This is a genomic window from Roseovarius atlanticus (assembly GCF_001441615.1).
GTDB classification, from domain to species: Bacteria; Pseudomonadota; Alphaproteobacteria; order Rhodobacterales; family Rhodobacteraceae; genus Roseovarius; species Roseovarius atlanticus.
The window spans coordinates 21,750-43,642 of the sequence record NZ_LAXJ01000004.1; the positions used below are offsets into that span (position 1 = coordinate 21,750).

Consider the following 21,893-nt stretch of genomic DNA (forward strand, 5'->3'; position numbering starts at 1 on the left):
TGGAGATGCCCTTAATCCTGCAAGTCAGTGAAAAGGTTGTCGGTCTCGACGAAATCGAGACGGTCTTCCTCGACCGTGCCTTCGTTGATGTCGCGCGTCTCGACCCGTCCGTCCCCGTAGCCCAGGATCACGACGTCGCAAATGTCTATGAAAAGGCCATTCTCGACGACGCCCGGCATCTGGTTCAGAACCATCGCCAACTGATGCGCATTGCCGATTCGCCCGAGGTGGAGATCCAGAATGTAATTGCCTTCGTCTGTAATGAACGCGCTGTCGCCGTTCATGCGAAGGGTGGCGTCACGGCCCAGGACGTCCATAGAGATCAGCAATTCCTCGATCAGCGACTTCGTGGTCTGCCAGCCGAAGGGGATGACCTCGACCGGCAAGGGAAACGCGCCAAGCTTTTCGACCTCTTTGCCGACATCCGCGATGACGATCATCTGGTCGGAGGCCGTTGCAACGATCTTTTCCTGCAAGAGCGCGCCGCCCCCGCCTTTGATAAGGTTAAGATTGCCATCGAATTCATCCGCGCCGTCGATGGTGACGTCGATCCAGCGCGCTTCGTCCAGGCTGATGACCTCGATTCCCACCTCGCGCGCAAGTTCGGCTGTGCGCGTTGACGTGGGAACGCCGCGTATCTTTAGCCCGTCTTCACGAACAAGTTCACCGAGACACCGCACCATCCAAGCGGCTGTGGAGCCTGTCCCGAGACCAACACGCATCCCGTCTTCAACATAATCGACAGAGCGTTTCGCGGCCACGAATTTCGCCTTGTCAATCGGTGACAACTCTCCGGTCATGCGCGTAACTCCATCAAGCGGGCATCGTGGCCCGCGTTATAGGCAGTTTGCGCGTCAGGGGCGAGGGGTCATTTGAAGGGAACCCAGTTCAGCCCTTCTATTGAGCCCTTATCGCGGCCACATCCGGAGAAATCGCAGAGGGAAAATTTCTCGTGCTGTTCGACTCGCTTCCGAACAAGACGATTACGCCCGCAGCAAGAATAACAATAAGCCCTGTTGTTTGCATTTCCGGCTCCACATTAGGAGTAACAGCAATTCTAAAGCGGAACGCGTTAGGTCGTTCCAAGTTCCAGCTTGGCGCAAAACAGTTAACTCAATGTGAAACAACGCTTGGGCAATGGCGTGGATCGGTGGATCGGCGTCGGTTTTGTGCGGCCCTGTATACGCAATGCGACGTAGTCAGTAGTTGGGCCGCGGCCCTGATTGCTCTAGGTTCTCAGCCATGTTTCTGTCTGTCTTCGAAATGTTCAAGGTCGGGATCGGCCCGTCTTCTTCCCACACGATGGGTCCGATGGTTGCGGCCGCCCGGTTTCTTGACCTCATGCGCGCCTCACCGTTCGAGTTCCATGGCCTGCGAGCCAGTTTGCACGGCTCGCTTGCCTTCACTGGCGTAGGCCATGCAACCGATCGCGCCACGATCCTGGGTCTGGCCGGCTTTCGGCCTGAAACCTACGACAACGACGAGGCCGAGTCTGTTCTGAAGGACATCCGCGAGACCGGCACAGTGACGCCGCCGGGGCTGCCGGTGCTGCAATTTCACGCGAAAGAGGATCTTCAATTCGACTTCGGCCCGAACCTGCCTGGCCATGCGAACGGAATGATCCTCATGGCGACAGACAAGCAGGGCGACGTGATCCTGCAAGAGACCTACTATTCTGTCGGTGGCGGCTTCGTTCTGACAGCCGACGAACTGGCCGCCGGTCGGGACACCGACGATGGCCCGCCGGTGCCCTATCCGTTCAAGAGCGCGGCCGAAATGCTGGAAATGGCCGAAACCAGCGGCAAATCCATCGCCGAGATGAAGAAAGCGAACGAAATCTCGCGTGGCGGATCGGAAAACCTGCGCAGCGGCGTGGCGCGCCTGTGGCAGGTCATGAACGACTGCATCGAACGTGGACTTGCCAATGACGGTATCCTGCCCGGTGGTCTTCAGGTGCGCCGCCGCTCCAAGGCTATCCACGAGGCGCTGCTGGCCGAGCGTGGCACGAACCTGAATGCGCCGCACAAGATCAACGACTGGATCAGCATCTACGCGATGGCCGTCAACGAAGAGAACGCTGCTGGCGGCCAGGTCGTGACGGCGCCGACCAATGGCGCGGCGGGCGTGGTGCCGGCGGTCATAAAGTATTGGCTCGAGCATGTGCCCGGGGCCAACGAACGCGATATCGAGACATTCCTTCTGACCGCGGCGGCGATCGGCGGGCTGGTAAAGTTCAACGCGTCGATCAGCGGGGCCGAGGCGGGTTGCCAAGCCGAAGTCGGCAGCGCCTCCGCCATGGGGGCTGCGGGACTGGCCGCTGTGCTAGGCGGCACGCCCGCGCAGATCGAGAACGCCGCCGAAATTGCGCTGGAGCACCACCTTGGCATGACGTGCGACCCGGTCAAGGGCCTAGTGCAGGTCCCGTGCATCGAGCGCAACGGGCTTGGCGCGATCAAAGCGGTGAGCGCCGCGAGCCTGGCGCTGCGTGGTGACGGGGTGCATCTGGTGCCGCTGGACGCCTGTATCGAGACCATGCGCCAGACTGGCGCGGATATGAGTGAACGTTACAAGGAAACCTCGCTTGGCGGGCTTGCTGTCAACGTGCCCAACTGCTGAACGCCTGTAACGGCGAAAATTGTCGAACGCGCTTATTGAGCTTGACGCCACTGGTTTTCTGACGCGCAGTGGCGTCTGTTCCGCATGGGGCGGTGACGCGTGCAAACCAGAAGGCCTCAATGACGGACAACACACCCCGGATCACACTCGGGATCCTGCTGATGGTGGGGTTTTCGCTGATCGCGCCCGCGATGGATGCCTCGGCGAAACTGATTGGCGATGCGCTGGCCGTGGGCCAGATCGTTGCGGCGCGGTTCGGTATCCAGGCGGCAATACTGCTGCCGCTGGCTTTGACGATGGGGTGGCTGCACCGGCCTGGCTTCGGCGAAAGCGCTTTGCACCTTCTGCGCGGCGCTCTCATTTTGCTCGCAACTGCCTGCTTTTTCCAGGCGCTGCGATTTATGCCCATCGCGGACGCAATCGCGGTGTTTTTCGTCGAGCCTTTCATCCTCACGCTTTTGGGCGGGCTTCTGCTGGGCGAGGCGATCGGGCCGCGGCGCTACGCGGCCTGCGCCGTCGGATTCGTCGGCGCTCTTTTTGTGATACAACCTAGTTTCAGCGAGGTGGGGCCGGTCGTGCTGCTTCCGCTTGTGACGGCCGTTTGCTTTGCTTTTTACATGATCCTGACGCGAAAGATGGCCGTCCGGATTCACCCTATCTCGATGCAGGCTTACACCGGTCTTGCCGCGTTGCTGCTCGTGGCGCCGGTTCTGTGGGTATTCGATGGTTCCGGCGTTGCACCATTGGACCCATCGTGGCCCGACCAGCGCGAGCTGCTTCTTCTGGGCGCGGTCGGTCTTATCGCGACGGCCAGCCATGTCTGTATCAGTTTTGCACTGAAACTGGCGCCTGCATCGGTTCTTGCGCCGATCCAGTATCTGGAAATCGTCGGTGCCAGTGCGCTGGGCTATATAATATTTGGGGACCTGCTTGATGTGCCGACTTTGTTCGGTACTGCATTGATCGTTTCGGCGGGACTCTACGTCTTTGTCCGAGAAAGACGGCTGGAGCGCCGCCCTATGCCTGCCCCGTGATCTGTTACGCCGCAATCGGCCAAGTCGAGGCATTCTGCACAAGTACGCTCGCGGCCGCCTCGAAAGCTGAAGCTGGCAGAATCAACAGCATTTTCGGCGCGGTCAGATGAATCGAAATGGGGCCGGTCGCCCTGTTCGATGTTCCGACCCGGCCATCCGGCGTGAACGTCAGACCCGAAATCGGCCATTCAAGTCCCTCCGACATGCCCTCCACGACACCGAACGGGAACAGAGACACAGGCGTTCCCGGCGCCAAATCCAGCGCAATCGAGGGCGGCGCAAGAAAAACGATATCGGTCCCGTCCAGAAGGAGGCAGCGACGTTCCGGATAGCGTACCAACGTGTTGAGGTTGGCCAGATGGTGGTCGATCCGGCGCCCGGTGAACCCGACACCAAGGACCAAAGGGGCATCTACATTGCCGAGGCATTTCTCGAAATCGGTGCTGTCCTGTTCGGGAATGTGATGCAGCAGTTCCGGTGACAACGAGTTGCGTGTTTCGTCGCTCAACGAATCGAAGTCTCCGATCACGGCGGAGGGCACCAGCCCCGCCTGTCGCACGGCATCGGCGCCACTATCCGCGGCAATTATCTGGGGGCCGACGGCCAGCGCGCGGTTCAAGTCGGATTCATCAAGCTGGCCACCACCAACCAGCGTAACCGGGTCCGAATGCTGAACAATCACGATGAATTTCCTGCATTAACTACTATTTTGGAAACAAGACACATTCTGGCCTCGAAATGATACGGTAAAATTCTAAGAATCGGGCCGCTTTCGACGCTGCCATCATGGTAAAAATTATGATTGCAGGCAAAGTAGAGCGAGCAAAAAGATGGTAAGTACAAGCAAAATTCTGACCGTATCCTACGGCACGTTCTCGTGCACATTGGAAGGTTTCGACGATTCGTTCGAGACCATGAAGGCGATTGCAGAGTATTTCCGCGATCTGGCTGCCGACGACAGGTATTTCGGCGCAGAGCCACCGACACCTGACGCCGAGATGCTCGCCCGTATTGCCGAGCGGGAGATTTCACGCCGCGTCGAGGCCCGTGAAGAACAGGGAAAGATTCATCTTCGGGCGAACGAAAGCAACGGCGCCGCCGAGGCGCTGACACACGCCGTGCCTGCCGCCGAAGACGCACCAGAGAGCGCGCCGACCGAGACAGAGGCCGACGGCACAGATTACGCAGCGGAGCCACAGGCGCGGGACACGTCCGATCTTGACGAGAATGTGCCTCAAGCTCCGGCAGAAGACGTGACAGAAGCATCCGACGAAGCTTCGAAGCCGGCCAAAGATGACGCGCCCGAGGTCACGCAGCGGATCACGGAGGAAGCCGACGAAGCCGCGCTGTCCGAATCCGGGGCAGCACACGCGAAAACGAAGCAGCCCGAGCCGGCCGAAAACATTTCGGACTTCGACACTGACGAGCCGATCGCCGGAATTGAAATAACGGATCAGTCGCTTTCGGACGTCAATAACGTCGAAACCGTGACAGACCGGTCCAGCAACCAAGCGCGGGACAACGAAGAGAACGTTCCGCAGCCGAAGGTCGACGATGAGATAGCGACGGCGACAACCGCCGAAGACGTCTCTGAGACAGAAGACGAACATTCGTATGACGCAGATGTCGAGGCGTTCATTGCTGATGCCGCGGATGACGAATCCACGACCTCTTCGGTGGGTAGATCCGAGGACGAACAGCACTTTGTCGATGAACCTGTCGATCACTCGGCAGATGCGACAGAGCTGAACTCAGATACCGTTCCAACCCAAGCTGATACCATCGAAACAGCTGTCGAGTTGGATCCAGAACCGGCTCGGGCTGCCCGGCCAAGCAACGATGAAGCCGACAGCGTTGCTGAAAAACTGCGTCGGATCCGATCGGTCGTGTCGCAAAGCCATCTCGATTACGAAGTCTCCGAATACAGCGAAGACGAGCACGCCTACGGCACGATGAGCAATGCGTCCGACGAGTTGGATGAGCTGCTCAAGGAATCCTATGACGAGAAGCTTGAAGACGCTGACGAGGCGGGACCGACAGACTTTGCGACCTGGGCAGAAAAAGCGGACGAAGAGCTGTCGGACCCTGAGCTTGAGGCTATAGGCGCGGCGGAAGATGCGGACGATCTGGATGACAAGGATGCCGAGGAGCTCGACGGCGAACCCTCCGTTGAAAGCGTGGCTTCGCAAACTTCCGTTGAAGATATTGAAGCAGACGACCTGCATCTGGTGCCTGACCAATCCGAAGACGCTCCGCAATCTACAGCAGAAACATCGGTAAACGTCGACGAAGACACCTTGTCACAACTCTTGGCGGACGCGGCCACCCCCCAAGCGGAGCGCGTCGATGGTGCGGAGATTGGCGAAGACCTGGACGATCTCACTGCTGAGGATACGGACGACGGCAATGCGCCGGATTCGCTCTTCGCCGACCTCGACGATGCAGTCGATGAGAGCGATCATGCCGTGGCTGCAGGCGATGAGGCGCCGTTCGTTCTTGGCAAGGAAGCGCGCATCTCGGAGCAGGAAAAAGACACGGCTGCACGTCCTCTCAACGCGCGCGTTTTGAAAATGAAGAAGTCCGACTTCGAATCGGCAATCGCGCACGGCATGATCGAAGAAGACACCGAGTCAGAACCGGGTCTGGATAACGCCACCGATGTGGATGACCAGGCAATCCTCAGCCCTGAGGAAGAAGCTGATCTGCAACGCGAGCTGGCCGAGGTAGAGGCCGAAATGTCCGACCAAGGCTTGTCGACCGACGGCGATGTTGGGGTCGGCGCGTTTGACGAAAAAGAAGATGACGCGCATACTGTCCAAGCGCCTGCGCGGACCCTTGGTGAAGATGCCGATATCGACAAAGAAGATGTTGGTACCCTGCCCGCAGCTGAATATCGGGATACGGAAGGCGAGTCTGAAGAGATTGCGTCGCCCAACGAAAAACAGCCCCAGGAGTTGGCAGACAAACCCCGTCGCGGCCTGTCGCGTTTGCTCGGCATGGGAAAACGTGCGCCCGAGGATGAGGCGCGCCTTTTTGAAGAAGCTGACAGCCAGATGGGTGACAAGGACGCCAGTATGCGCCGAACGGCAATTCAGCATCTTCGCGCCGCCGTTGCCGCAACAAGAGCCGAGAAAAGCGCGGGTGTCGATGTTGACCTGGGAGTGGATGAAACGCCCTACCGCTCGGATTTGGCCGAGGTCGTGCGCCCGCGCCGGCCAAATGCACCAGCCGGTTCCGGCAGGTCGGTCCGCCCGAATGAACAACGCCCCGCCCCGCTCAAGCTTGTGGCCGAGCAGCGGGTTGATACTGAACGCGCCCCTGTGCGTCCACGCCGCGTGTCGTCAGTACCCGCAGCCGTGCCCAAGGCGAATGACGGTGGCTTTACGGCCTTCGCGGAAGAAATGGGCGCGACCGGCCTCTCCGATCTGCTCGAAGCCGCAGCGGCCTATATGTCCGATGTAGAGGGTCATTCGGAATTCACGCGCCCGATGCTTATGGGCAAGCTGAAGGAAGTAAACAGCGGCAATTACAGCCGCGAAGACGGTCTTCGTTCGTTCGGCCGCCTTCTTCGGGAAGGCAAATTGCGGAAAGTGCAGGGAGGACGTTTCTCTGCCACTGATGAAACCGAGTTTCGGGCAGAGGCAAGAAACGCCGGCTGAGCGACCAAGTTTCTTTCAATAAGACCCCCGGCCAATGTGCCGGGGATTTCTTGTATCAGCGGATACCGTTGAATGCGTGCCGCCTTACCTCGCAAGGAGGTTCGCCGTACTTTCGTTGGAACCAGCGTTTCATGAGCGTGACGTTCGAAAAGCCGCACGCGATGGCCACTTCGCCCATCGGCAAGGCAGTTTGCGACACCAGATCATGAGCGCGGTCAAGGCGAAGGTCCCGATACACTTTGAGCGGTGACCGTCCAAGCTTGTCGGCAAAACCACGCTCCAGTTTCCGCGCAGAAATTCCGATTATGTCGGCGACTTGAGACACGCTCAGCGTATCCTCTATGTGCTCTTCCATGATCTGAAGAGCATCCGAGATGATCTCGCAGCCCTGCGCGAGACGGTGCAAGCGCCACCTCTCGCCGCACAGGCTACCTTCTTCGGATGCGGGGGCTTGAATTCCAAGGTCGCGGACCAGCGCAGCTTCGGTAAAATTGCCTTCCCGGGCGCCGATAAGTTCGACCATCATTCGCATCGCCGCCGCGGGTCCAGTCGCGCTGCTGAGCGCTTTATGGTGACAGGTGGTGTCCTCATTCAGCTCTACGGTCGGGCAGCTTTCCTGCACGCCCGCGTGAAAAGCTGCGTGTACTGACAAGCGCTTTGCTCCAAGAACACCTGTCATCAGGGGCACGAAGACTGCGCCGCCTACGACGCAAACCCTTGCGGCGTTGCGGATCGCAGAACGCAGCTGTGGTAATTCTGACTTTACCGGCCTCCAAGGTGCATCGACCCCACCTACAAGCACCAGCACCTGGTCGGGTGCACAGCTGAGCGTTTGTCGGCAAGGCGCGGCGATGTCGATGCAGGTCCATCTGTAAATCTCGTGGCCGAGGATACGGTTGGCGCGCCGCAGAACATGAATGCAGGTTTCCGCCACGAAAGCGTTTTCCGCGTTCTGTACAACAAAGACGAACTTGTCAGAAAGGCTGCGCTGGTCGCGCAACGGACGCGGATCGGATGGGCCGACGGGATCAAGGTTTGAAAGGTACATGTCTTCTATGACTTTCCCGGTTGTGAACGGATCCCTGAATTCCGTGCTTGGTGATCTTGCCTTTAGGTTACGTTGAGCAGCGAGGTCTCTACCGCGTGCAGAAAGGAGCCTGCAGAGGAAGATGCGGAGAGGAGGAGATAGGCGGTGGGGCCGGTGCGGAGGATCAGCACGCCAAGGTGCTCCATGACCGTGCGCGCGGCGGCGCCTTCGGCAAAGGCATCGGGGTGCAGGTCGATCGGGCAGATCCGTTCCAGAGCGGTGCGGGCCAACGGGCCGTCGAGCATGAGGCCGGACCAGACATCGGTCTGGTCGGTGGTGTAGGCCGCGCCGTTGAGCAGGCCTTGCACATGCGGTTCGGCATCGGGCGTCGCGCGGGTGAAGATCGCGAAGGCTTGGTCCGGTCCGAGGCGCACCAGGCGGGTGTCATCCTTACCCATGACAGACTGGCCCGGCGCGGGCAGATCGGCGTCGAAGGCGGATCTGAACGCTTTCAGCGCCGCGTCCTCGGCCCCGAGGGGCAGAGCGATGGACACGATCGCCAGGTCGGCGGGCGCGTGAAGCCGCGTGTCGCCGAAGCTGTGGTCAAAGCCCTTGAGGGGCGGTTCCGAGGTGAGGGTGAAATCAGCCACGCAGACGCTCTCCTTCCGGGTCGACGAAATGGGCCGAGACGATTTCGACCTCCATCTCGGTGCCGTGCACAGGGCTGACCGCGCGGACGATTTCGCCCATGCGCTCGTGCCCGCTCTTGATGAAGCCCAGGCCGATATGGTGGCCGAGGTTGGGCGAATAGGCGACCGAGGTCATCCAGCCCTGGTCATGCTCCATGTCGGAAGGGGCATGTTTGTTCAGGAAATGCGAGCCGGCGATCAGTTTCTTGTCGCGGTCGACGGGGCGGAAGCCGACCAGCCGCACGGCGTCTTCGCGGGTCAGCTCCGGGCGTTGCGCCAGGACTTGGCCGATGCATTCCTTCTTTTGGCTGACCATCTTGCCCAGACCGATATTGTGGGCGGTGGTCTGGCCGTTCAGCTCGTTGCCGGTGCAGTGGCCTTTCTCGATCCGCATGACGCCAAGCGCTTCCGTTCCATACGGCGCCGCATTGAATTCCTTGCCGGCCTCGTTTAGCACCGCCATCATCGAGTTGCCGAACCGCGCAGGCACGGCGATCTCATACGCCATTTCGCCCGAAAACGATATCCGGAAGAGCCGCGCGGTCGTGCCGCCGCAGACGGTAACGTGACCGCAGGCCATGAAGGGGAACGCCTCGTTCGAGATGTCGTGGTCGGCGTCGATCACCTTGCGCAAAAGGTCGCGGGACTTCGGCCCGGCGACGGCGAACTGCGCCCAGCCGTCGGTGGTGGAAATCAGGTGCACATCCATGTCGGGCCAGAGGCACTGGCGCGCGAATTCGAGTCGACGAAAAACCGTGACCGCGTTGGCGGTGGTGGTCGTCATCACGTAATGGTTTTCGCCCATCCGCGCGGTGGTGCCATCGTCGTAACAGATGCCGTCCTCGCGCAGCATAAGTCCATAGCGAACCCGCCCGACCTTTAGCGTCGAGAACGTGTTGGCATAGACCTTGTCGAGGAAGGCCCCGGCATCCTTGCCCTGGATGTCGATCTTGCCCAGTGTTGTGACGTCGCAGATGCCGACGCTCGTGCGGGCCGCCCGGGCCTCGCGGTCGACGGAATCGCGCCAGCCCTTTTCGCCCGGACGCGTGTACCATTCGGCCCGCAGCCAGTTGCCCACGGTGACGAAGCTGGCGCCGTTCTCCTCGGCCCATTTGTGGCTGGGGGTCAGGCGGTAAGGGCGGAAATCCTTGCCGCGCGCACGACCGGCCAACGCGCCGATGGGCACGGGCGTGTAGGGCGGGCGGAAGATGGTGGTGCCGACCTCGGGGATGGTCTTGCCGCGTTCCTCGGCCAGGATCGCAAGGCCGGCGATGTTCGACGTCTTGCCCTGGTCGGTGGCCATGCCCATCGTGGTGTAGCGTTTGAGCAGCTCGACCGAGCGGAAACCTTCGGTGTTGGCGAGCTTGATGTCCTTGACGGTGACGTCGTTCTGACGGTCAACCCAGGCGCGGTGCTTGCTTTGCCTGACGTGCCAGAAGGCGGCGGCCTCGCGCGGTTCATCCTCGGCCTGCGGCAGGTCGGCGGCCTTGGTTTTGATGCCGAACGCGTCGAGTTGCGCGGTGGCTTGGGCCTGGCCTTCGGCCAGTGCGGCAGCGAGGGTCATGGACCCGTTCGCGGCCCCGGCGACGGCCATGCCGACCGGCAGGTCGCCGCCCGGAACGAATGCGCACAAGTCGTCGCGCCATGTAGGACGGCCGCGCTGGTGGCAGGTGAGGTGCACGTTTGGGTTCCAGCCGCCGGACACGGCCAGCGCATCGACCGGGAAAACCTTGCCATTGGTCAAAGTGATCGACTTCACGCCCTTGCGACCGATGGTGTTCATCACCGCCTCACCCGCGATGTGCCGGACGCCGGGCAGGTCGATGGGGGCGGGTTTGTCACGGCTGTCGACGATGACAGGCACCTCGAGGCCCTTGGCGACAAGATCGGCGGCGGTGCGCCAGCCATTGTCGTTGTTGGTGAAGACGGCGACGTGCTTGCCCGGGGTGACGGCATAGCGGTTGGCATAGCTGCGCACGGCGCCGGCCAGCATGATGCCAGGGCGATCGTTGTTGCCGAAGGCGATGGGGCGCTCGGTGGCGCCTGCAGCCAGAACGGCCCGCTTGGAATAGATGCGCCACAGGACCTGCCGGGGCTTGCCGCCGCCATCTGCAAGGTGATCGGTGCAGCGTTCGAGCGCGCCGTAGATGCCGTGATCGTAAGCGCCGTAGACGGTGGTGCGGGGCATGAGACGGACGTTGTCCATCGACGCCAGCTCGGCGGCGGTCTCTGCGGCCCAGTCGGTGCCGGACATCCCGCCCAGTTCCAGCGTCTCGGAATTGAGGCGGCCGCCGGGGCGGAAATCCTCGTCGGCGAGGATCACGCGGGCTCCGGCGCGCGCGGCGGTCAGCGCGGCCATCAGACCCGAGGGACCTGCACCGATGACCAGCAGGTCGCAATGCAGGAAGCCCTTGTCGTACTTATCCGGGTCGTCCTTCATCGACAGGCGGCCAAGGCCGGCGGCGGAGCGGATGATCGGCTCGTAAAGCTTTTCCCAGAACGCCTTGGGCCACATGAAGGTCTTGTAGTAGAACCCCGCCGACAGGAAAGGCGAGAAGAAGTCGTTGACCGCCAAGAGGTCGTATTCCAGCGAGCCGCGATGGTTTTGCGAGGTGGCGTTCAGCCCGTCGAACAGCTCGACCATCGTGGCGCGCGTGTTCGGCTCCTGGTACGCGCCGTCGCGCAGGTGGACCAGCGCGTTGGGTTCCTCGGAGCCGTCGGTGAACACGCCGCGCGGGCGGTGATACTTGAAGGACCGGCCTACAAGAAGCTGGTCGTTGGCCAAGAGCGCCGAGGCGAGCGTGTCGCCCGGGTGGCCGCGGAACCACTTGTCGTTGAAGCGGAACTTGATCTCTTTCGAACGGTCGATCAGGCCGCCCTTGATGCGGTTCTTCTGGCTCATTTGCCGCGCCCCCGTTTGCGTGCCACGTCGCGGGCCAGTTCGACGGCCGTGATCTCGTGCGTCACCGTGTTTCGCGTGACGACCAGCCACGAACGGTCGCCCTGTTCATGGTACCAAAGCTCTTGATGCTGGCCTGCGGGATTGTCGCGCAGATAACCATAGCTGTGGAATTGCTCCATCGCGTCGTCGGCCTGCCAGTCGGGGCGATCGATAAGTGCGGCATCGCCGAGATAGACGAATTCGGCGGCGTCGCGGGGGCCCAGAAGGGGATGGTCGATGATCATGTCTGTGCGCCCCTCAATGCAGGTTGGGCTGGTTGCCCATGCCTTTTTCGTCGATCAGGTTGCCGGTCATGAACCTGTCCAGCCGCATTTCTGTCGCGGTGGGGTGCGGCTCATCCTTGGCCAGCAGGTGGGCATAGCAGAAGCCGGAGGCGGGCGTGGCCTTGAACCCGCCATAGCACCAGCCACCGTTGAAGTAGAGTCCGTCGATATGGGTCTTGTCGATGAAGGGCGAGCCGTCCATTGACATGTCCATGACGCCACCCCAAGACCGCAGCAGGCGGGCGCGGCCGATCATCGGCATGATCGCCATGCCGCCTTCGCAGACGTCCTCGACCACAGGAAGATTTCCGCGCTGGGCGTAGGTGTTGTAGCCGTCGATATCGCCCCCAAAGACCAGACCGCCCTTGTCAGACTGGCTGACGTAGAAATGGCCGGCGCCGAAGGTGATCACGCCGGGGAGAGTCGGCTTGAGCCCTTCGGAGACGAACGCCTGCAAGACGTGGCTTTCGATGGGCAGGCGCATACCGGCCATCGCGGCGACGCGACCGGAAGACCCGGCGACGCACATCGCCACTTTCTTGGCGCGGATCGGACCGCGCGAGGTCTCGACCCCGAGGCAGCGGCCATTCTCGATCTGAAAGCCGGTGACCTCGCAATTCTGGATGACGTCGACGCCGCGGCTGTCGGCGCCGCGGGCATAGCCCCAGGCGACGGCGTCGTGCCGGGCGGTGCCGCCGCGGCGCTGGAACAGGCCCCCCTTGATGGGAAAGCGGGCGTTTTCATAGTCGAGGAACGGCAGTTCCTTTTTCAACTGCGCGGCATCGACCAGTTCGGCATCGGCGCCGGCAAGGAACATTGCGTTCGCGCGCCGCACGAAGGCGTCGCGCTGACCGTCGGTGTGGATGAGGTTGAGGATCGAGCGCTGCGAGACCATCGAGTTGTAGTTCGTATCCTGCTCGAGGTTTTCCCACAGTTTCATCGAGAACTCGTAGAACGGCTCGTTGCCGGGCAGCAGGTAGTTGGAGCGGATGATCGTGGTGTTGCGCCCGATATTACCGGACCCCAGCCAGCCCTTTTCCAGGACGGCGACGTTGGTCAGGCCGAATTCCTTGGCGAGGTAATACGCCGTCGAGAGGCCATGCCCGCCGCCGCCGATGATGACGATGTCATATTCCGCCTTGGGCTCGGGTTCGCGCCAGGCGCGTGTCCAACCCTTGTTGCCGGTCAGGCCTTCCCAGAGGACCTTGAACCCACTGTAGCGCATAAGATGATTCCTACGATTGTTGGAACCTAGTGTGCCGCAATCCCGACGAATGGACTTTTCCAGAACGGACGGATAATTTTCTATTATGGCCAATATTGGTTCAAATCCGGCTACCTCGCGGCGCGTCGGGATCTTGCCGATCCCCGGCTTCGCGATGATGTCCTTCGCCGCGCTGACCGAGCCGATGCGGGCGGCAAACCTGCTGGCGCGGCGAGAGCTGTACGAGGTCGTGACCGTCGGTTCGGACATGACACCGATCCAGAGTTCCGGGGCGGGCATGGTCGCGCCGCTTGTCGAGGTGGGCGAGACGGACGCTTTCGATTACCTCTTCGTCGTGGCGGGCGGGGACCCCACGCTCTACAATGACCGGAGCGTTCTGAACTGGCTGACGCGGCTGGCCCGGGCCGGCGTCCCGCTGGGCGGAGTGTCGGGCGGGCCGATCATCCTCGCGCGAGCGGGGCTTATGAACGGGCGGCGCATGACGGTGCACTGGGAACATGCCGGCGCGCTCGCGGAAATCTCGCCAAGCCTTGTGCTCGAACGCTCGCTTTACGTGATCGACCGCGACCGCGTGACCTGCGCGGGCGGCACCGCGCCAATGGACCTTATGCACGCGCTGATCACGCAGCACCATGGTACGCAATTCGCCAGGCTCGTCAGCGACTGGTTCATGCATACCGAGATCCGCCCCTCGGCCGGGCCGCAGCGGTCGGGTCTAGTGGAGCGGGTGGGCACGACCGTGCCGGCGATCCTGGACGCGGTCGAGGCGATGGAGGCGAACGTGGCCGGACCGCTGGAGCTGTCGCGGCTGGCGGAGGTGGCGGGTCTGTCGCCACGCCAGCTGAACCGGCTGTTCCATGACAAGCTGGGGCGGTCGGTGATGCGGTATTACCGCGAATTGCGGCTGGAGAAGGCGCAGAGCCTGCTGCGAAACTCGCCGCTAAGCCTGACCGAGATTGCACTGGCCACGGGCTTTGCCAGTTCGGCGCATTTTTCGCGCGCCTACAGTGCGCGGTTCGGGCAGCCGCCCTCGGCCTATCGGTAGGTTTGCGTCAGGCGGCGACCGGTTTGCGCAGTATGGCTTGTCTTGCCTGTGTGCCGCGTTACGGTGCGGGCAAGGCAAAATGAGGGTCGCCATGCATATTTTGGTTCTGCAACATGAGCGCGTCGAGCATCCGGCGGTGTTTCGCAAGTTCCTGAAGGAGGACGGGCACAGCTGGGATGCGATCGAACTGGACGAAGGCGAGGCGCTGCCAGACAGCATCGACGGCTACGATGCGCTGTGGGTGCTGGGCGGTCCGATGGACACCTGGCAGGAGGACTCGCACCCCTGGCTGAAGGACGAAAAGGCGTTTATCCGCGAGGCGGTCGAAGGGCAGGGTGTGCCGTATCTCGGCCTGTGCCTGGGGCACCAGTTGCTGGCCGATGCGCTTGGCGGTGCGGTGGGGCCCTCGAAGACGCCCGAGATCGGCGTGCTTGACGTACAACTGACCGAGGCGGGCGCCAGCGGCGTTTTCTTCGATGGGCTGCCCGAGGTCTTTCAAGCGTTGCAATGGCATTCGGCGGAAGTGACGGCCTTGCCCGAAGGCGCGCAGGTGCTGGCCACGTCCCCGGCCTGTCCGGTGCAGGCGATGAAATGGGGGACGCGGGCCTATTCGATGCAGTTCCACATCGAGATCGAGCAGGACACGGTCGAGGCGTGGGGGGATATACCGGAATACGCCGATGCTCTGGAAAAGGCGCTAGGCCCCGGATCGCTGCCCGGCTTCCAGGCCGAGTGCGCCAAGCGTATGAACACCTTCAACGATATGGCCGAGCGCATCTACATCAACTGGCTTCAGGCGACGGCGCGGACCTAAGGCGACTGAAAGGCGAAGGGTGGGGTTTCCGGCGCAAGCTGGGGATGCTCCGCGATGTAATCCGCCGCCCGTGCCGCGATCATCTGGGTGGGCGCGTTTAGATTGGCGCTGATCACCCGGGGCATGATCGAGGCATCAACCACGCGCAGCCCCTCGACCCCGTGCACGCGAAAGCGGTCATCGACCACGGCGTCGGCACCGTGGCCCATCCGGCAGGTGCCGCAGGGGTGGAAATCGGTGGTGACGTTGGCGCGGATCCAGTTGCGGATCTGGGTGTCGGTTGTCACGTCCGGGCCGGGGTCGATCTCGACATCCCGGAAGGGATCGAACGCGCATTGACCGATCAGGTCGCGGACACGGTGGATACCTTCGACCAACTCGTCGAGATCATGGGGATCGGACAGGTAGTTGAACTGCAGGTCCGGGTTGTCGGCCGGGTCGGTCGAGGCGAGGCGCAGCGTGCCCCGGCTGCGCGGGCGCAACTGGTCGACATGGCAGGCGAAGGCTTGCAGCAGGGTGATTTTCGGCCCGTTGTATTCGAACCCGACGGGGCCAAAATGATATTGCAGGTTGGGATAGGCGACGTCGGCGTTGCCCCGGATCAGACCGCCGGCCTCCCATATGTTCGAGGCGGCGACGCCGTTGCGGGCAAACACCCATTGCGCCCCCGCGCGCAACTTGTTCCAAGGCCGGTCGACGCGGTGAATGGGAAAGCTGACGCGGCTTTTGCATTGCACGATGACGCTGGCATGATCCTGCAGGTTGGCCCCCACGCCGGACAGGTCGTTGGCCACCTCGATGCCCATCTCCGACAGGTGCGCGGCGGGGCCGATGCCTGACAGCATCAAAAGCTGCGGCGAGTTGATGGCGCCGCCCGAGAGGATCACGTCGTGCGCGGCGTGAAAGGTCTGTGCCTGGCCGCGATACAGAACACGCACGCCGGTGGCGCGGTTGCTGCTGAGTTCGATCCGTTGGACCGCCGCGCCGGTCAGCAAGGTGACGTTGCCACGCTCCAAGGCGGGGCTCAGATGCGCAACCGCCGCACTGCACCGCCGCCCATGCCGCTTGGTGGCATCGAACCGCGCGACGCCCTCGGGGGTGTGACCGTTGAGGTCGTCGGAGCGGCCCTGGCCCGCCTGCGCGCCGGCCTCGATGAAGGCATCATAAAGCGGGTTTTCATAGTCGCCACGGGTGACGCCGAGGGGACCCGCGTCGCCACGATAGGCATCGCCGCCACGCGAATAGGTTTCCCCGGCCCGGAAATAGGGCAGGCAGTTCTCGTAGCGCCAGTCGGCCAGGCCGAACTCCTCGGCCCAGCCGTCATAATCCAGCGGGTGGCCCCGCATGTAGACCATCGAGTTGATCGAGGAGGACCCGCCCACAACCTTGCCGCGCGGCATGAAGATCTCGCGGTCCTGCGCGGCGGGTTCGGGCGCCGTGTCATAGTTCCAGTTGAGCTTGGGGTCGCACCACGTGCGGTAGACGCCCGCTGGGATGTGGATGAAAAGATCGCGGTCCATCGGTCCGGCCTCAAGGACGAGGATGGATTTTGATGTGTCTTGGCCCAGCTTGTTTGCCAATGTGCATCCGGCAGAGCCCGCGCCGACGATGATGTAATCGTATTCACGCGGCGGCTGGCTCATGCCTCCTTGCCCCAGCCTTCGGACTGCATCTCGCGCAGGCGGCTGGCGGTGCGCTCGAACTCGAAGCTGCCTTCGCCTTCGACGTACAGATATTCCGGCGCGGCGGCGGCCGAGCAGATCAGCCTCACCTTCGCTTCGTAGAGGGCGTCGATCAGGGTGACGAAGCGCTTGGCCTCGTTGAAGTTCGAGCGGCTGAGCTGGGGGATGTTTTCCAGCACCAAAACCCGCGCAGCCTGTGCCAACGCAAGGTAGTCGGCGGCGCCGAGGGGGCGGCCGCAAAGATCATAGAAGCTGGCCCGTGCAACACCGTTATGAAAAGCTGGAATCTCGACTTCACGCTTGTTGACCACCAGCGTCAGCGGTTCGCTTTTGCCGTTTGTCAGATCCTCCCAGACTTCATTGATCTTGGCGCGGGCCTCGGGATTGATGGGGGTGAAATAGGTTGGGCTTCCCGCAAGCCGGCCCTGCCGGTAATCCGTGGGGCTGGCCATTTCGTGGATCACCATACGCTCTTTGAGCAAGTCGATGAACGGCAGGAAAAGCTGCCGGTTCAGACCGTCCTTGTACAGATCGTCGGGCACCCGGTTCGATGTCGTCACGACCGCGACGCCACCCTGGAACAGCGCCTCGAACAGGCGACCCACGATCATAGCGTCGGTGATGTCGGTGATCTGCATCTCGTCGAAAGCGAGGCAGCGCAGCGAGTCGGTGATGTCCTTGGCGACCGGAGCCAAAGCATCCTCGACGCCCTTGGCGCGGGCTTTGTGCATCCCGGCGTGGATCTCCTGCATGAAGGCATGAAAGTGGACGCGACGGTTCGGCACCGAAAGCGTGTCGGCGAACATGTCCATCAGCATGGATTTCCCACGCCCGACGCCACCCCAGAGGTACAGACCCTTGGGTGCCTCGACCTTCTTGCGAAAGAGCCCCTTTTTTTGTGGCTGGGCGAGGTCTCTTTGCAGACGCTCCAGCTGATCGACCACGGCGTCCTGCGCGTCGTCCCTGGTCAGGGTTCCTTCGGACACCAGACGATCATATCGTTCGCGCACGCTCTCCATCCCTTTTGGATATCGAAGCTGCGGGGACGTGGAAAGCACGAAGCGGATCGCGGATCGGAATTGTGTGCATCACAATGCTTTAATTGACGCGGGGGGCCGGGGACGTACAGTCACGACGTTCCGCGGAGGGTCAAATGCAGAAGACGACGCCACTTTTCACGCCTGTCCTGCTGGCAGGGTGCCTGATCATGCTGGTGTCGTTCGCGATTCGGGCGGCGTTCGGTGTCTTCCAGATCCCGATCGCCGAGGAATTCAACTGGCTTCGCGTAGAGTTCAGCCTGGCCATCGCGGTGCAGAACCTGGCTTGGGGCATCGGGCAGCCGATTTTCGGCGCCATCGCCGAGAAAATCGGGGACCGAAAAGCCATCATCATGGGCGCTTTGATGTATGCCGCCGGGTTGGTCTTGTCTTCCTTAGCCACGACGCCATTGGCGCATCAGCTTTTAGAGGTGCTGGTGGGGTTCGGGATCGCGGGCACGGGGTTCGGCGTGATCCTGGCCGTGGTCGGGCGCGCGAGCAGCGACGAGAACCGCTCGATGAGTCTCGCCATTGCGACTGCCGCCGGATCGGCGGGTCAGGTCTTTGGCCCGCCAATAGCGGAGTACCTGCTGTCGATGATGGGCTGGCAGTCGGTCTTCCTGATCTTCGCGGCGGCGATCCTCGCGGTACTGGTCTGCCTGCCATTGATGCGTGCACCAGAGCCTGTCACCACCACCGAGTTGGAAGAGACCATGGGCCAGATTCTGGTCAAGGCGTTCCGGGATCCGAGTTATACGCTGATCTTCCTCGGCTTCTTTTCCTGCGGGTATCAGCTTGGGTTCATCACGGCGCATTTTCCGGCCTTTGTCGCGGAATATTGCGGGCCTATCGTGGCGGGCAGTGTCCTGCACAACATGGGCGTGACGACAACCTCTGCGCTTGGCGCGGTGGCCATCGCACTGATCGGACTGGCCAATATCGTGGGCACGCTCACGGCGGGCTGGCTGGGCAGGCGGCATTCCAAGAAGTACTTACTGGCAGGGATTTACGTGGGGCGCACGGTCGTCGCGGCGGCGTTCATCATGTTTCCGATAACGCCTTTGAGCGTTCTGCTATTCTCGGCCGCCATGGGATCGCTCTGGCTGGCCACGGTGCCACTGACCAGCGGGCTGATCGCGCATATCTACGGGCTACGCTACATGGGGACACTCTATGGCATCGTGTTCTTCAGCCACCAATTGGGCAGTTTCCTGGGTGTCTGGCTGGGTGGTCAGTTGTATGATATATATGGCAACTATTCCTTGGTCTGGTGGATCGGCGTAGGAGTGGGCGCATTTTCGGCCATCGTGCATCTTCCGGTGAAAGAGCGGGTTCTGCCGCGCAGCGCATTGGCCTGACGTTTCTTGCGCTGATGTTCCTGGCGCTGCGTCCGGCCATTGCCCAGGACGTTTCCGCTTGGATCGCCGCCACACCCGAGCGGTATCGGCACGCGTTGCGTGCGGGGCAGGACGACCCGGCCTTTTCCGCCTTTCGCAAGATGTGTCCCGCGGATGTCTTCCGCGACATGGGCCGCGAGCCGGGCGGGTCGCGCGATTGCACGGATCGAGCGGGTTGGTGCATGGCGCTCTGTCGGGCGGGTCAGGCGCGGGCCTGTTTCGGGCTGGCGCGCGCGGTGGAAATCGAGCTGCACGTTCAAGGCCAGGCCACGGTGAAATTTCCGTTCTTCATGGCCGCCTGCGCGGCAGGGGACGCGAATGCGTGCGTGAATGCCGGCGCGACGGCGGCGCGTGGCAGTTGGATTGCAGGAACGCAGCCCGCCATTGCCCAAGCGCGGGAATGCCAGCTTCGAACCTACCAGACGGCCTGTACGGCGCAGGCGCCATGGGGATGCTACATGCTGGGCGCGGAAAGGGCACAAGGGGGTGAAACTGCCAAGGCCCAGGACGCATGGCAACGCGCCTGCGATATCGACCCGGATGGCAGCGCCTGTAATGCGGCGCGGTCGCAACTGGATTAGGGGGCCGCGTCCTTTGTAACGTGAAGCGTGTCCAGGGCCTGGGCGACCTCGGTCACATGGGTGTAGGCCAGCGGGTGCCCGGCGCCCGGGATGACCACGTTGTGCGCTTCGGGGTTCAGTTCTGTTAGCCGCTCGCGGCCCGCAAGGGGGATCACATCGTCGGTTTCGCCCCAGATCGCCAGGGTCGGTATCCCGGCGTTGTGGATGGCGCGGTGAGCAAGGGCGAGGTCTTCGTCCATAATGCCCCTGAGCGAGGACAGGACGGCGGGCGCAAACCCGCGTTTGCGACTTTCGGCGATTTGCAGATCGACCATGTCGGGGATGGCCGACGGCAGGCTGCGTTCGGAAGCCAAGCCACGGCGCAGGCTGCGAGGATAGAAACCCAGCATCATCCACTTGCCGATACTGGGGTGGTTGATGGCCATTTGGGCCACTGGCCCGAGGTCGTGGCCCAGACCGGCAGGCGCGATCAGGCAAAGCTGATGCACACGGTCGGGATGCGCGGCGGCGAACCCGGTGGCGATGGCGCCGCCCATGGAATAGCCGAGTAGGGTGATCTGGCCCCTGATGCCCTGATGATCGAGCAGCGCAGCAAGCTGGGCATTGAAAAAGGCGCTGTTCTGTTCACCCTTGGGGCGGGCGGACAGGCCGCGACCGTAAAGGTCATACGTCAGGACGCGAAAGCCCATCCCAGCAAGGTGATCGGCCAGCGGGCCCCAGACGAAGCTGGGCGTGGTCAGGCCGTGGACGCAGACCGCGACAGGGCCATCTTTTGGCCCGCGCCACTGGAACCATGTCGGGCCGTTCGGCAGATCGGCCACCTGGCCCGTGGCCGCTGCGCGCTGTTTGTCGGTGACGCGGGGGCGACAAGCCTCGGTCAAGAAGGGGGCGGCGACAAGAGCCGTAACGGCGGCGAGGAACGCCCAGCCGATCACCGCGCCGCCTGCCACGCGTCGAGGATGTAGCGGCTGGTCATCAGGTCCAGATGCGCACCGCCTCCGTTCTTGAAGAGGGTGATCTCATCGTCGCTGCCGCGGGTGAATTTTTTCGGCTCGTAATAGTCGGCCACGAGGTGGTCGCGGGTGATTGTGCCAGCTTCGAGCGGGATCTTGATCTCGCCGATATGGCCGACCGTAGTGTCGTAGCTGTCGACAAAGACGCGGGCGCGTTGCAGGGCGGTGTCGTCGGCCTCTCGCATGTCGGGGCGGTAGGCGCCGATAAGATCGATATGCTGGCCGGGCTGGAACCAGTCGCCCTTCAGCACCGGGTCGGTCGACATGGTGGCCGAGGTCACGATATCGGCGGCACGCACGGCGGTTTCCAGGTCGTCGGCTACTGTCAGGCCGGGGCAATCCTCGACCATCGCCTCGGCATTGGCGCGGGTGCGGTTCCAGACAGTGAACTGCGCGCCGGGATAGCCGGCGCTGTAGGCGTCGAACAGGGACCGGCCCACGGTGCCTGCGCCGACGATCAGAATGTTCCGGCTGTCGGGTCGGGCGAGGCGTCGGGCGGCAAAGAGGCTATCGCCCGCGGTTTTCCACTTGGTCACGAGGTGGAAGTCGATGACCGCCTCCAGGCTGCCGTTCGTGTCGGAAAAGACGCTGACCGAGCCGTTGATCATCGGGTCGCCCTTGTCGGGGTTGCCGGGGAAGATCGTGGCGGACTTGACCGCCAGCCCCATGCCGTCGATCCAGGCCGAGCGGCTGAGCAGCGTGTCGGGATCGCGGTAGAGGAAGGTATCGCCGATCTCGGCCTTGGGGCGTTCATGGCCCGCCTCGAAGGTGTCGCAGAGCGCCAGCCAGTCGAGCAGCGACTCGCCTTCGTCGAAGGGGATGATGGAAATGCTCATGAGGGCGCTCCTT

Annotated in this window: 18 protein-coding genes; 7 read left to right on the top strand and 11 right to left on the bottom strand. The window is 62.4% G+C overall.

Translation table 11 applies throughout. From position 1 onward, the window contains the following. Positions 1-11: 11 nt before the first annotated feature. A complete protein-coding gene (rpiA, locus tag XM53_RS06025; RefSeq protein ID WP_057791336.1) occupies positions 12-800 on the bottom strand; it encodes a ribose-5-phosphate isomerase RpiA in 789 nt (262 codons plus the stop codon). A 442-nt stretch (positions 801-1,242) separates the two neighbouring features. Here rpiA and XM53_RS06030 point away from each other — a divergent pair, with 442 nt between their 5' ends. Both XM53_RS06030 and XM53_RS06035 read left to right on the top strand, forming a co-directional pair. After that, positions 1,243-2,616 (top strand): L-serine ammonia-lyase, encoded by a 1,374-nt coding sequence (locus XM53_RS06030; RefSeq protein WP_057791338.1) that lies wholly within the window; start codon positions 1,243-1,245, stop codon positions 2,614-2,616. Positions 2,617-2,735: 119 nt separating this feature from the next. Next, entirely contained in the window at positions 2,736-3,650 is a 915-nt protein-coding gene (locus XM53_RS06035; protein WP_057791340.1) for a DMT family transporter, read from the top strand. A gap of 4 nt (positions 3,651-3,654) precedes the next feature. On the opposite strand, the gene XM53_RS06040 is transcribed toward XM53_RS06035, so the two are convergent. After that, positions 3,655-4,332: a thiamine diphosphokinase gene (locus tag XM53_RS06040; protein WP_057791342.1), complete on the bottom strand. Its 678-nt coding sequence runs from the start codon at positions 4,330-4,332 to the stop codon at positions 3,655-3,657. Positions 4,333-4,480: 148 nt separating this feature from the next. On the opposite strand from XM53_RS06040, the gene XM53_RS06045 reads away from it, so the two are divergent. Beyond that, positions 4,481-7,309, top strand: a complete 2,829-nt coding sequence (locus tag XM53_RS06045) for a midas domain-containing protein (RefSeq protein WP_057791344.1) — start codon at positions 4,481-4,483, stop codon at positions 7,307-7,309. A gap of 55 nt (positions 7,310-7,364) precedes the next feature. Here XM53_RS06045 and XM53_RS22395 read toward each other — a convergent pair whose 3' ends face one another. The 5 genes from XM53_RS22395 to XM53_RS06070 all read right to left on the bottom strand — a co-directional run bounded on the left by XM53_RS22395 (position 7,365) and on the right by XM53_RS06070 (position 13,475). Then, entirely contained in the window at positions 7,365-8,357 is a 993-nt protein-coding gene (locus XM53_RS22395; RefSeq protein ID WP_082630785.1) for a helix-turn-helix domain-containing protein, read from the bottom strand. 62 nt (positions 8,358-8,419) lie between these two features. Beyond that, the gene (locus XM53_RS06055; RefSeq protein ID WP_057791348.1) at positions 8,420-8,986 is read right to left on the bottom strand and encodes a sarcosine oxidase subunit gamma; all 567 of its coding nucleotides are present in this window, start codon (positions 8,984-8,986) and stop codon (positions 8,420-8,422) included. Further along, positions 8,979-11,927 carry a sarcosine oxidase subunit alpha family protein gene (locus XM53_RS06060; protein ID WP_057791349.1) on the bottom strand — a complete coding sequence of 983 codons (2,949 nt, stop codon included), beginning with the start codon at positions 11,925-11,927 and terminating at the stop codon, positions 8,979-8,981. The genes XM53_RS06055 and XM53_RS06060 overlap by 8 nt, the downstream gene beginning before the upstream one ends. Continuing rightward, a complete protein-coding gene (locus XM53_RS06065; RefSeq protein WP_057791351.1) occupies positions 11,924-12,211 on the bottom strand; it encodes a sarcosine oxidase subunit delta in 288 nt (95 codons plus the stop codon). Before XM53_RS06065 ends, XM53_RS06060 begins: the two co-directional genes overlap by 4 nt. A gap of 13 nt (positions 12,212-12,224) precedes the next feature. Then, positions 12,225-13,475 (bottom strand): sarcosine oxidase subunit beta family protein, encoded by a 1,251-nt coding sequence (locus XM53_RS06070; protein ID WP_057791353.1) that lies wholly within the window; start codon positions 13,473-13,475, stop codon positions 12,225-12,227. A gap of 85 nt (positions 13,476-13,560) precedes the next feature. Here XM53_RS06070 and XM53_RS06075 point away from each other — a divergent pair, with 85 nt between their 5' ends. Next, positions 13,561-14,520 carry a GlxA family transcriptional regulator gene (locus XM53_RS06075; RefSeq protein WP_057791355.1) on the top strand — a complete coding sequence of 320 codons (960 nt, stop codon included), beginning with the start codon at positions 13,561-13,563 and terminating at the stop codon, positions 14,518-14,520. 91 nt (positions 14,521-14,611) lie between these two features. Then, the gene (locus tag XM53_RS06080; protein ID WP_057791357.1) at positions 14,612-15,334 is read left to right on the top strand and encodes a type 1 glutamine amidotransferase; all 723 of its coding nucleotides are present in this window, start codon (positions 14,612-14,614) and stop codon (positions 15,332-15,334) included. On the opposite strand, the gene XM53_RS06085 is transcribed toward XM53_RS06080, so the two are convergent. Further along, positions 15,331-16,977: a choline dehydrogenase gene (locus XM53_RS06085; RefSeq protein ID WP_057791359.1), complete on the bottom strand. Its 1,647-nt coding sequence runs from the start codon at positions 16,975-16,977 to the stop codon at positions 15,331-15,333. The two genes, XM53_RS06080 and XM53_RS06085, sit on opposite strands and share 4 nt — an antisense overlap. Beyond that, entirely contained in the window at positions 16,974-18,035 is a 1,062-nt protein-coding gene (gene zapE, locus XM53_RS06090; RefSeq protein WP_057791361.1) for a cell division protein ZapE, read from the bottom strand. The genes XM53_RS06085 and zapE overlap by 4 nt, the downstream gene beginning before the upstream one ends. A gap of 134 nt (positions 18,036-18,169) precedes the next feature. On the opposite strand from zapE, the gene XM53_RS06095 reads away from it, so the two are divergent. Together XM53_RS06095 and XM53_RS06100 are read left to right on the top strand one after the other, a co-directional pair. Then, positions 18,170-19,411, top strand: a complete 1,242-nt coding sequence (locus tag XM53_RS06095; protein WP_057791363.1) for an MFS transporter — start codon at positions 18,170-18,172, stop codon at positions 19,409-19,411. 14 nt (positions 19,412-19,425) lie between these two features. Beyond that, the gene (locus tag XM53_RS06100; protein ID WP_057791365.1) at positions 19,426-20,031 is read left to right on the top strand and encodes a hypothetical protein; all 606 of its coding nucleotides are present in this window, start codon (positions 19,426-19,428) and stop codon (positions 20,029-20,031) included. On the opposite strand, the gene XM53_RS06105 is transcribed toward XM53_RS06100, so the two are convergent. Together XM53_RS06105 and XM53_RS06110 are read right to left on the bottom strand one after the other, a co-directional pair. Beyond that, the gene (locus XM53_RS06105; RefSeq protein WP_057791387.1) at positions 20,028-20,966 is read right to left on the bottom strand and encodes an alpha/beta fold hydrolase; all 939 of its coding nucleotides are present in this window, start codon (positions 20,964-20,966) and stop codon (positions 20,028-20,030) included. The genes XM53_RS06100 and XM53_RS06105 overlap by 4 nt on opposite strands. Beyond that, positions 20,963-21,880, bottom strand: coding sequence for an ornithine cyclodeaminase family protein (locus XM53_RS06110; RefSeq protein WP_057791367.1), 918 nt, complete (start codon positions 21,878-21,880; stop codon positions 20,963-20,965). The genes XM53_RS06105 and XM53_RS06110 overlap by 4 nt, the downstream gene beginning before the upstream one ends. Positions 21,881-21,893: the final 13 nt, after the last annotated feature.

Excerpts from the sequence above, each read along its gene's own strand:
- XM53_RS06075 (WP_057791355.1), top strand. The coding sequence starts at position 13,561 with ATGGCCAATATTGGTTCAAATCCGGCTACCTCGCGGCGCGTCGGGATC.
- XM53_RS06070 (WP_057791353.1), bottom strand. The coding sequence starts at position 13,475 with ATGCGCTACAGTGGGTTCAAGGTCCTCTGGGAAGGCCTGACCGGCAAC.
- XM53_RS06065 (WP_057791351.1), bottom strand. The coding sequence starts at position 12,211 with ATGATCATCGACCATCCCCTTCTGGGCCCCCGCGACGCCGCCGAATTC.
- XM53_RS06030 (WP_057791338.1), top strand. The coding sequence starts at position 1,243 with ATGTTTCTGTCTGTCTTCGAAATGTTCAAGGTCGGGATCGGCCCGTCT.
- rpiA (WP_057791336.1), bottom strand. The coding sequence starts at position 800 with ATGACCGGAGAGTTGTCACCGATTGACAAGGCGAAATTCGTGGCCGCG.
- XM53_RS06095 (WP_057791363.1), top strand. The coding sequence starts at position 18,170 with ATGCAGAAGACGACGCCACTTTTCACGCCTGTCCTGCTGGCAGGGTGC.
- XM53_RS06100 (WP_057791365.1), top strand. The coding sequence starts at position 19,426 with ATGTTCCTGGCGCTGCGTCCGGCCATTGCCCAGGACGTTTCCGCTTGG.
- XM53_RS06080 (WP_057791357.1), top strand. The coding sequence starts at position 14,612 with ATGCATATTTTGGTTCTGCAACATGAGCGCGTCGAGCATCCGGCGGTG.
- XM53_RS06085 (WP_057791359.1), bottom strand. The coding sequence starts at position 16,977 with ATGAGCCAGCCGCCGCGTGAATACGATTACATCATCGTCGGCGCGGGC.
- XM53_RS06035 (WP_057791340.1), top strand. The coding sequence starts at position 2,736 with ATGACGGACAACACACCCCGGATCACACTCGGGATCCTGCTGATGGTG.
- XM53_RS22395 (WP_082630785.1), bottom strand. The coding sequence starts at position 8,357 with ATGTACCTTTCAAACCTTGATCCCGTCGGCCCATCCGATCCGCGTCCG.
- zapE (WP_057791361.1), bottom strand. The coding sequence starts at position 18,035 with ATGGAGAGCGTGCGCGAACGATATGATCGTCTGGTGTCCGAAGGAACC.
- XM53_RS06060 (WP_057791349.1), bottom strand. The coding sequence starts at position 11,927 with ATGAGCCAGAAGAACCGCATCAAGGGCGGCCTGATCGACCGTTCGAAA.
- XM53_RS06110 (WP_057791367.1), bottom strand. The coding sequence starts at position 21,880 with ATGAGCATTTCCATCATCCCCTTCGACGAAGGCGAGTCGCTGCTCGAC.
- XM53_RS06045 (WP_057791344.1), top strand. The coding sequence starts at position 4,481 with ATGGTAAGTACAAGCAAAATTCTGACCGTATCCTACGGCACGTTCTCG.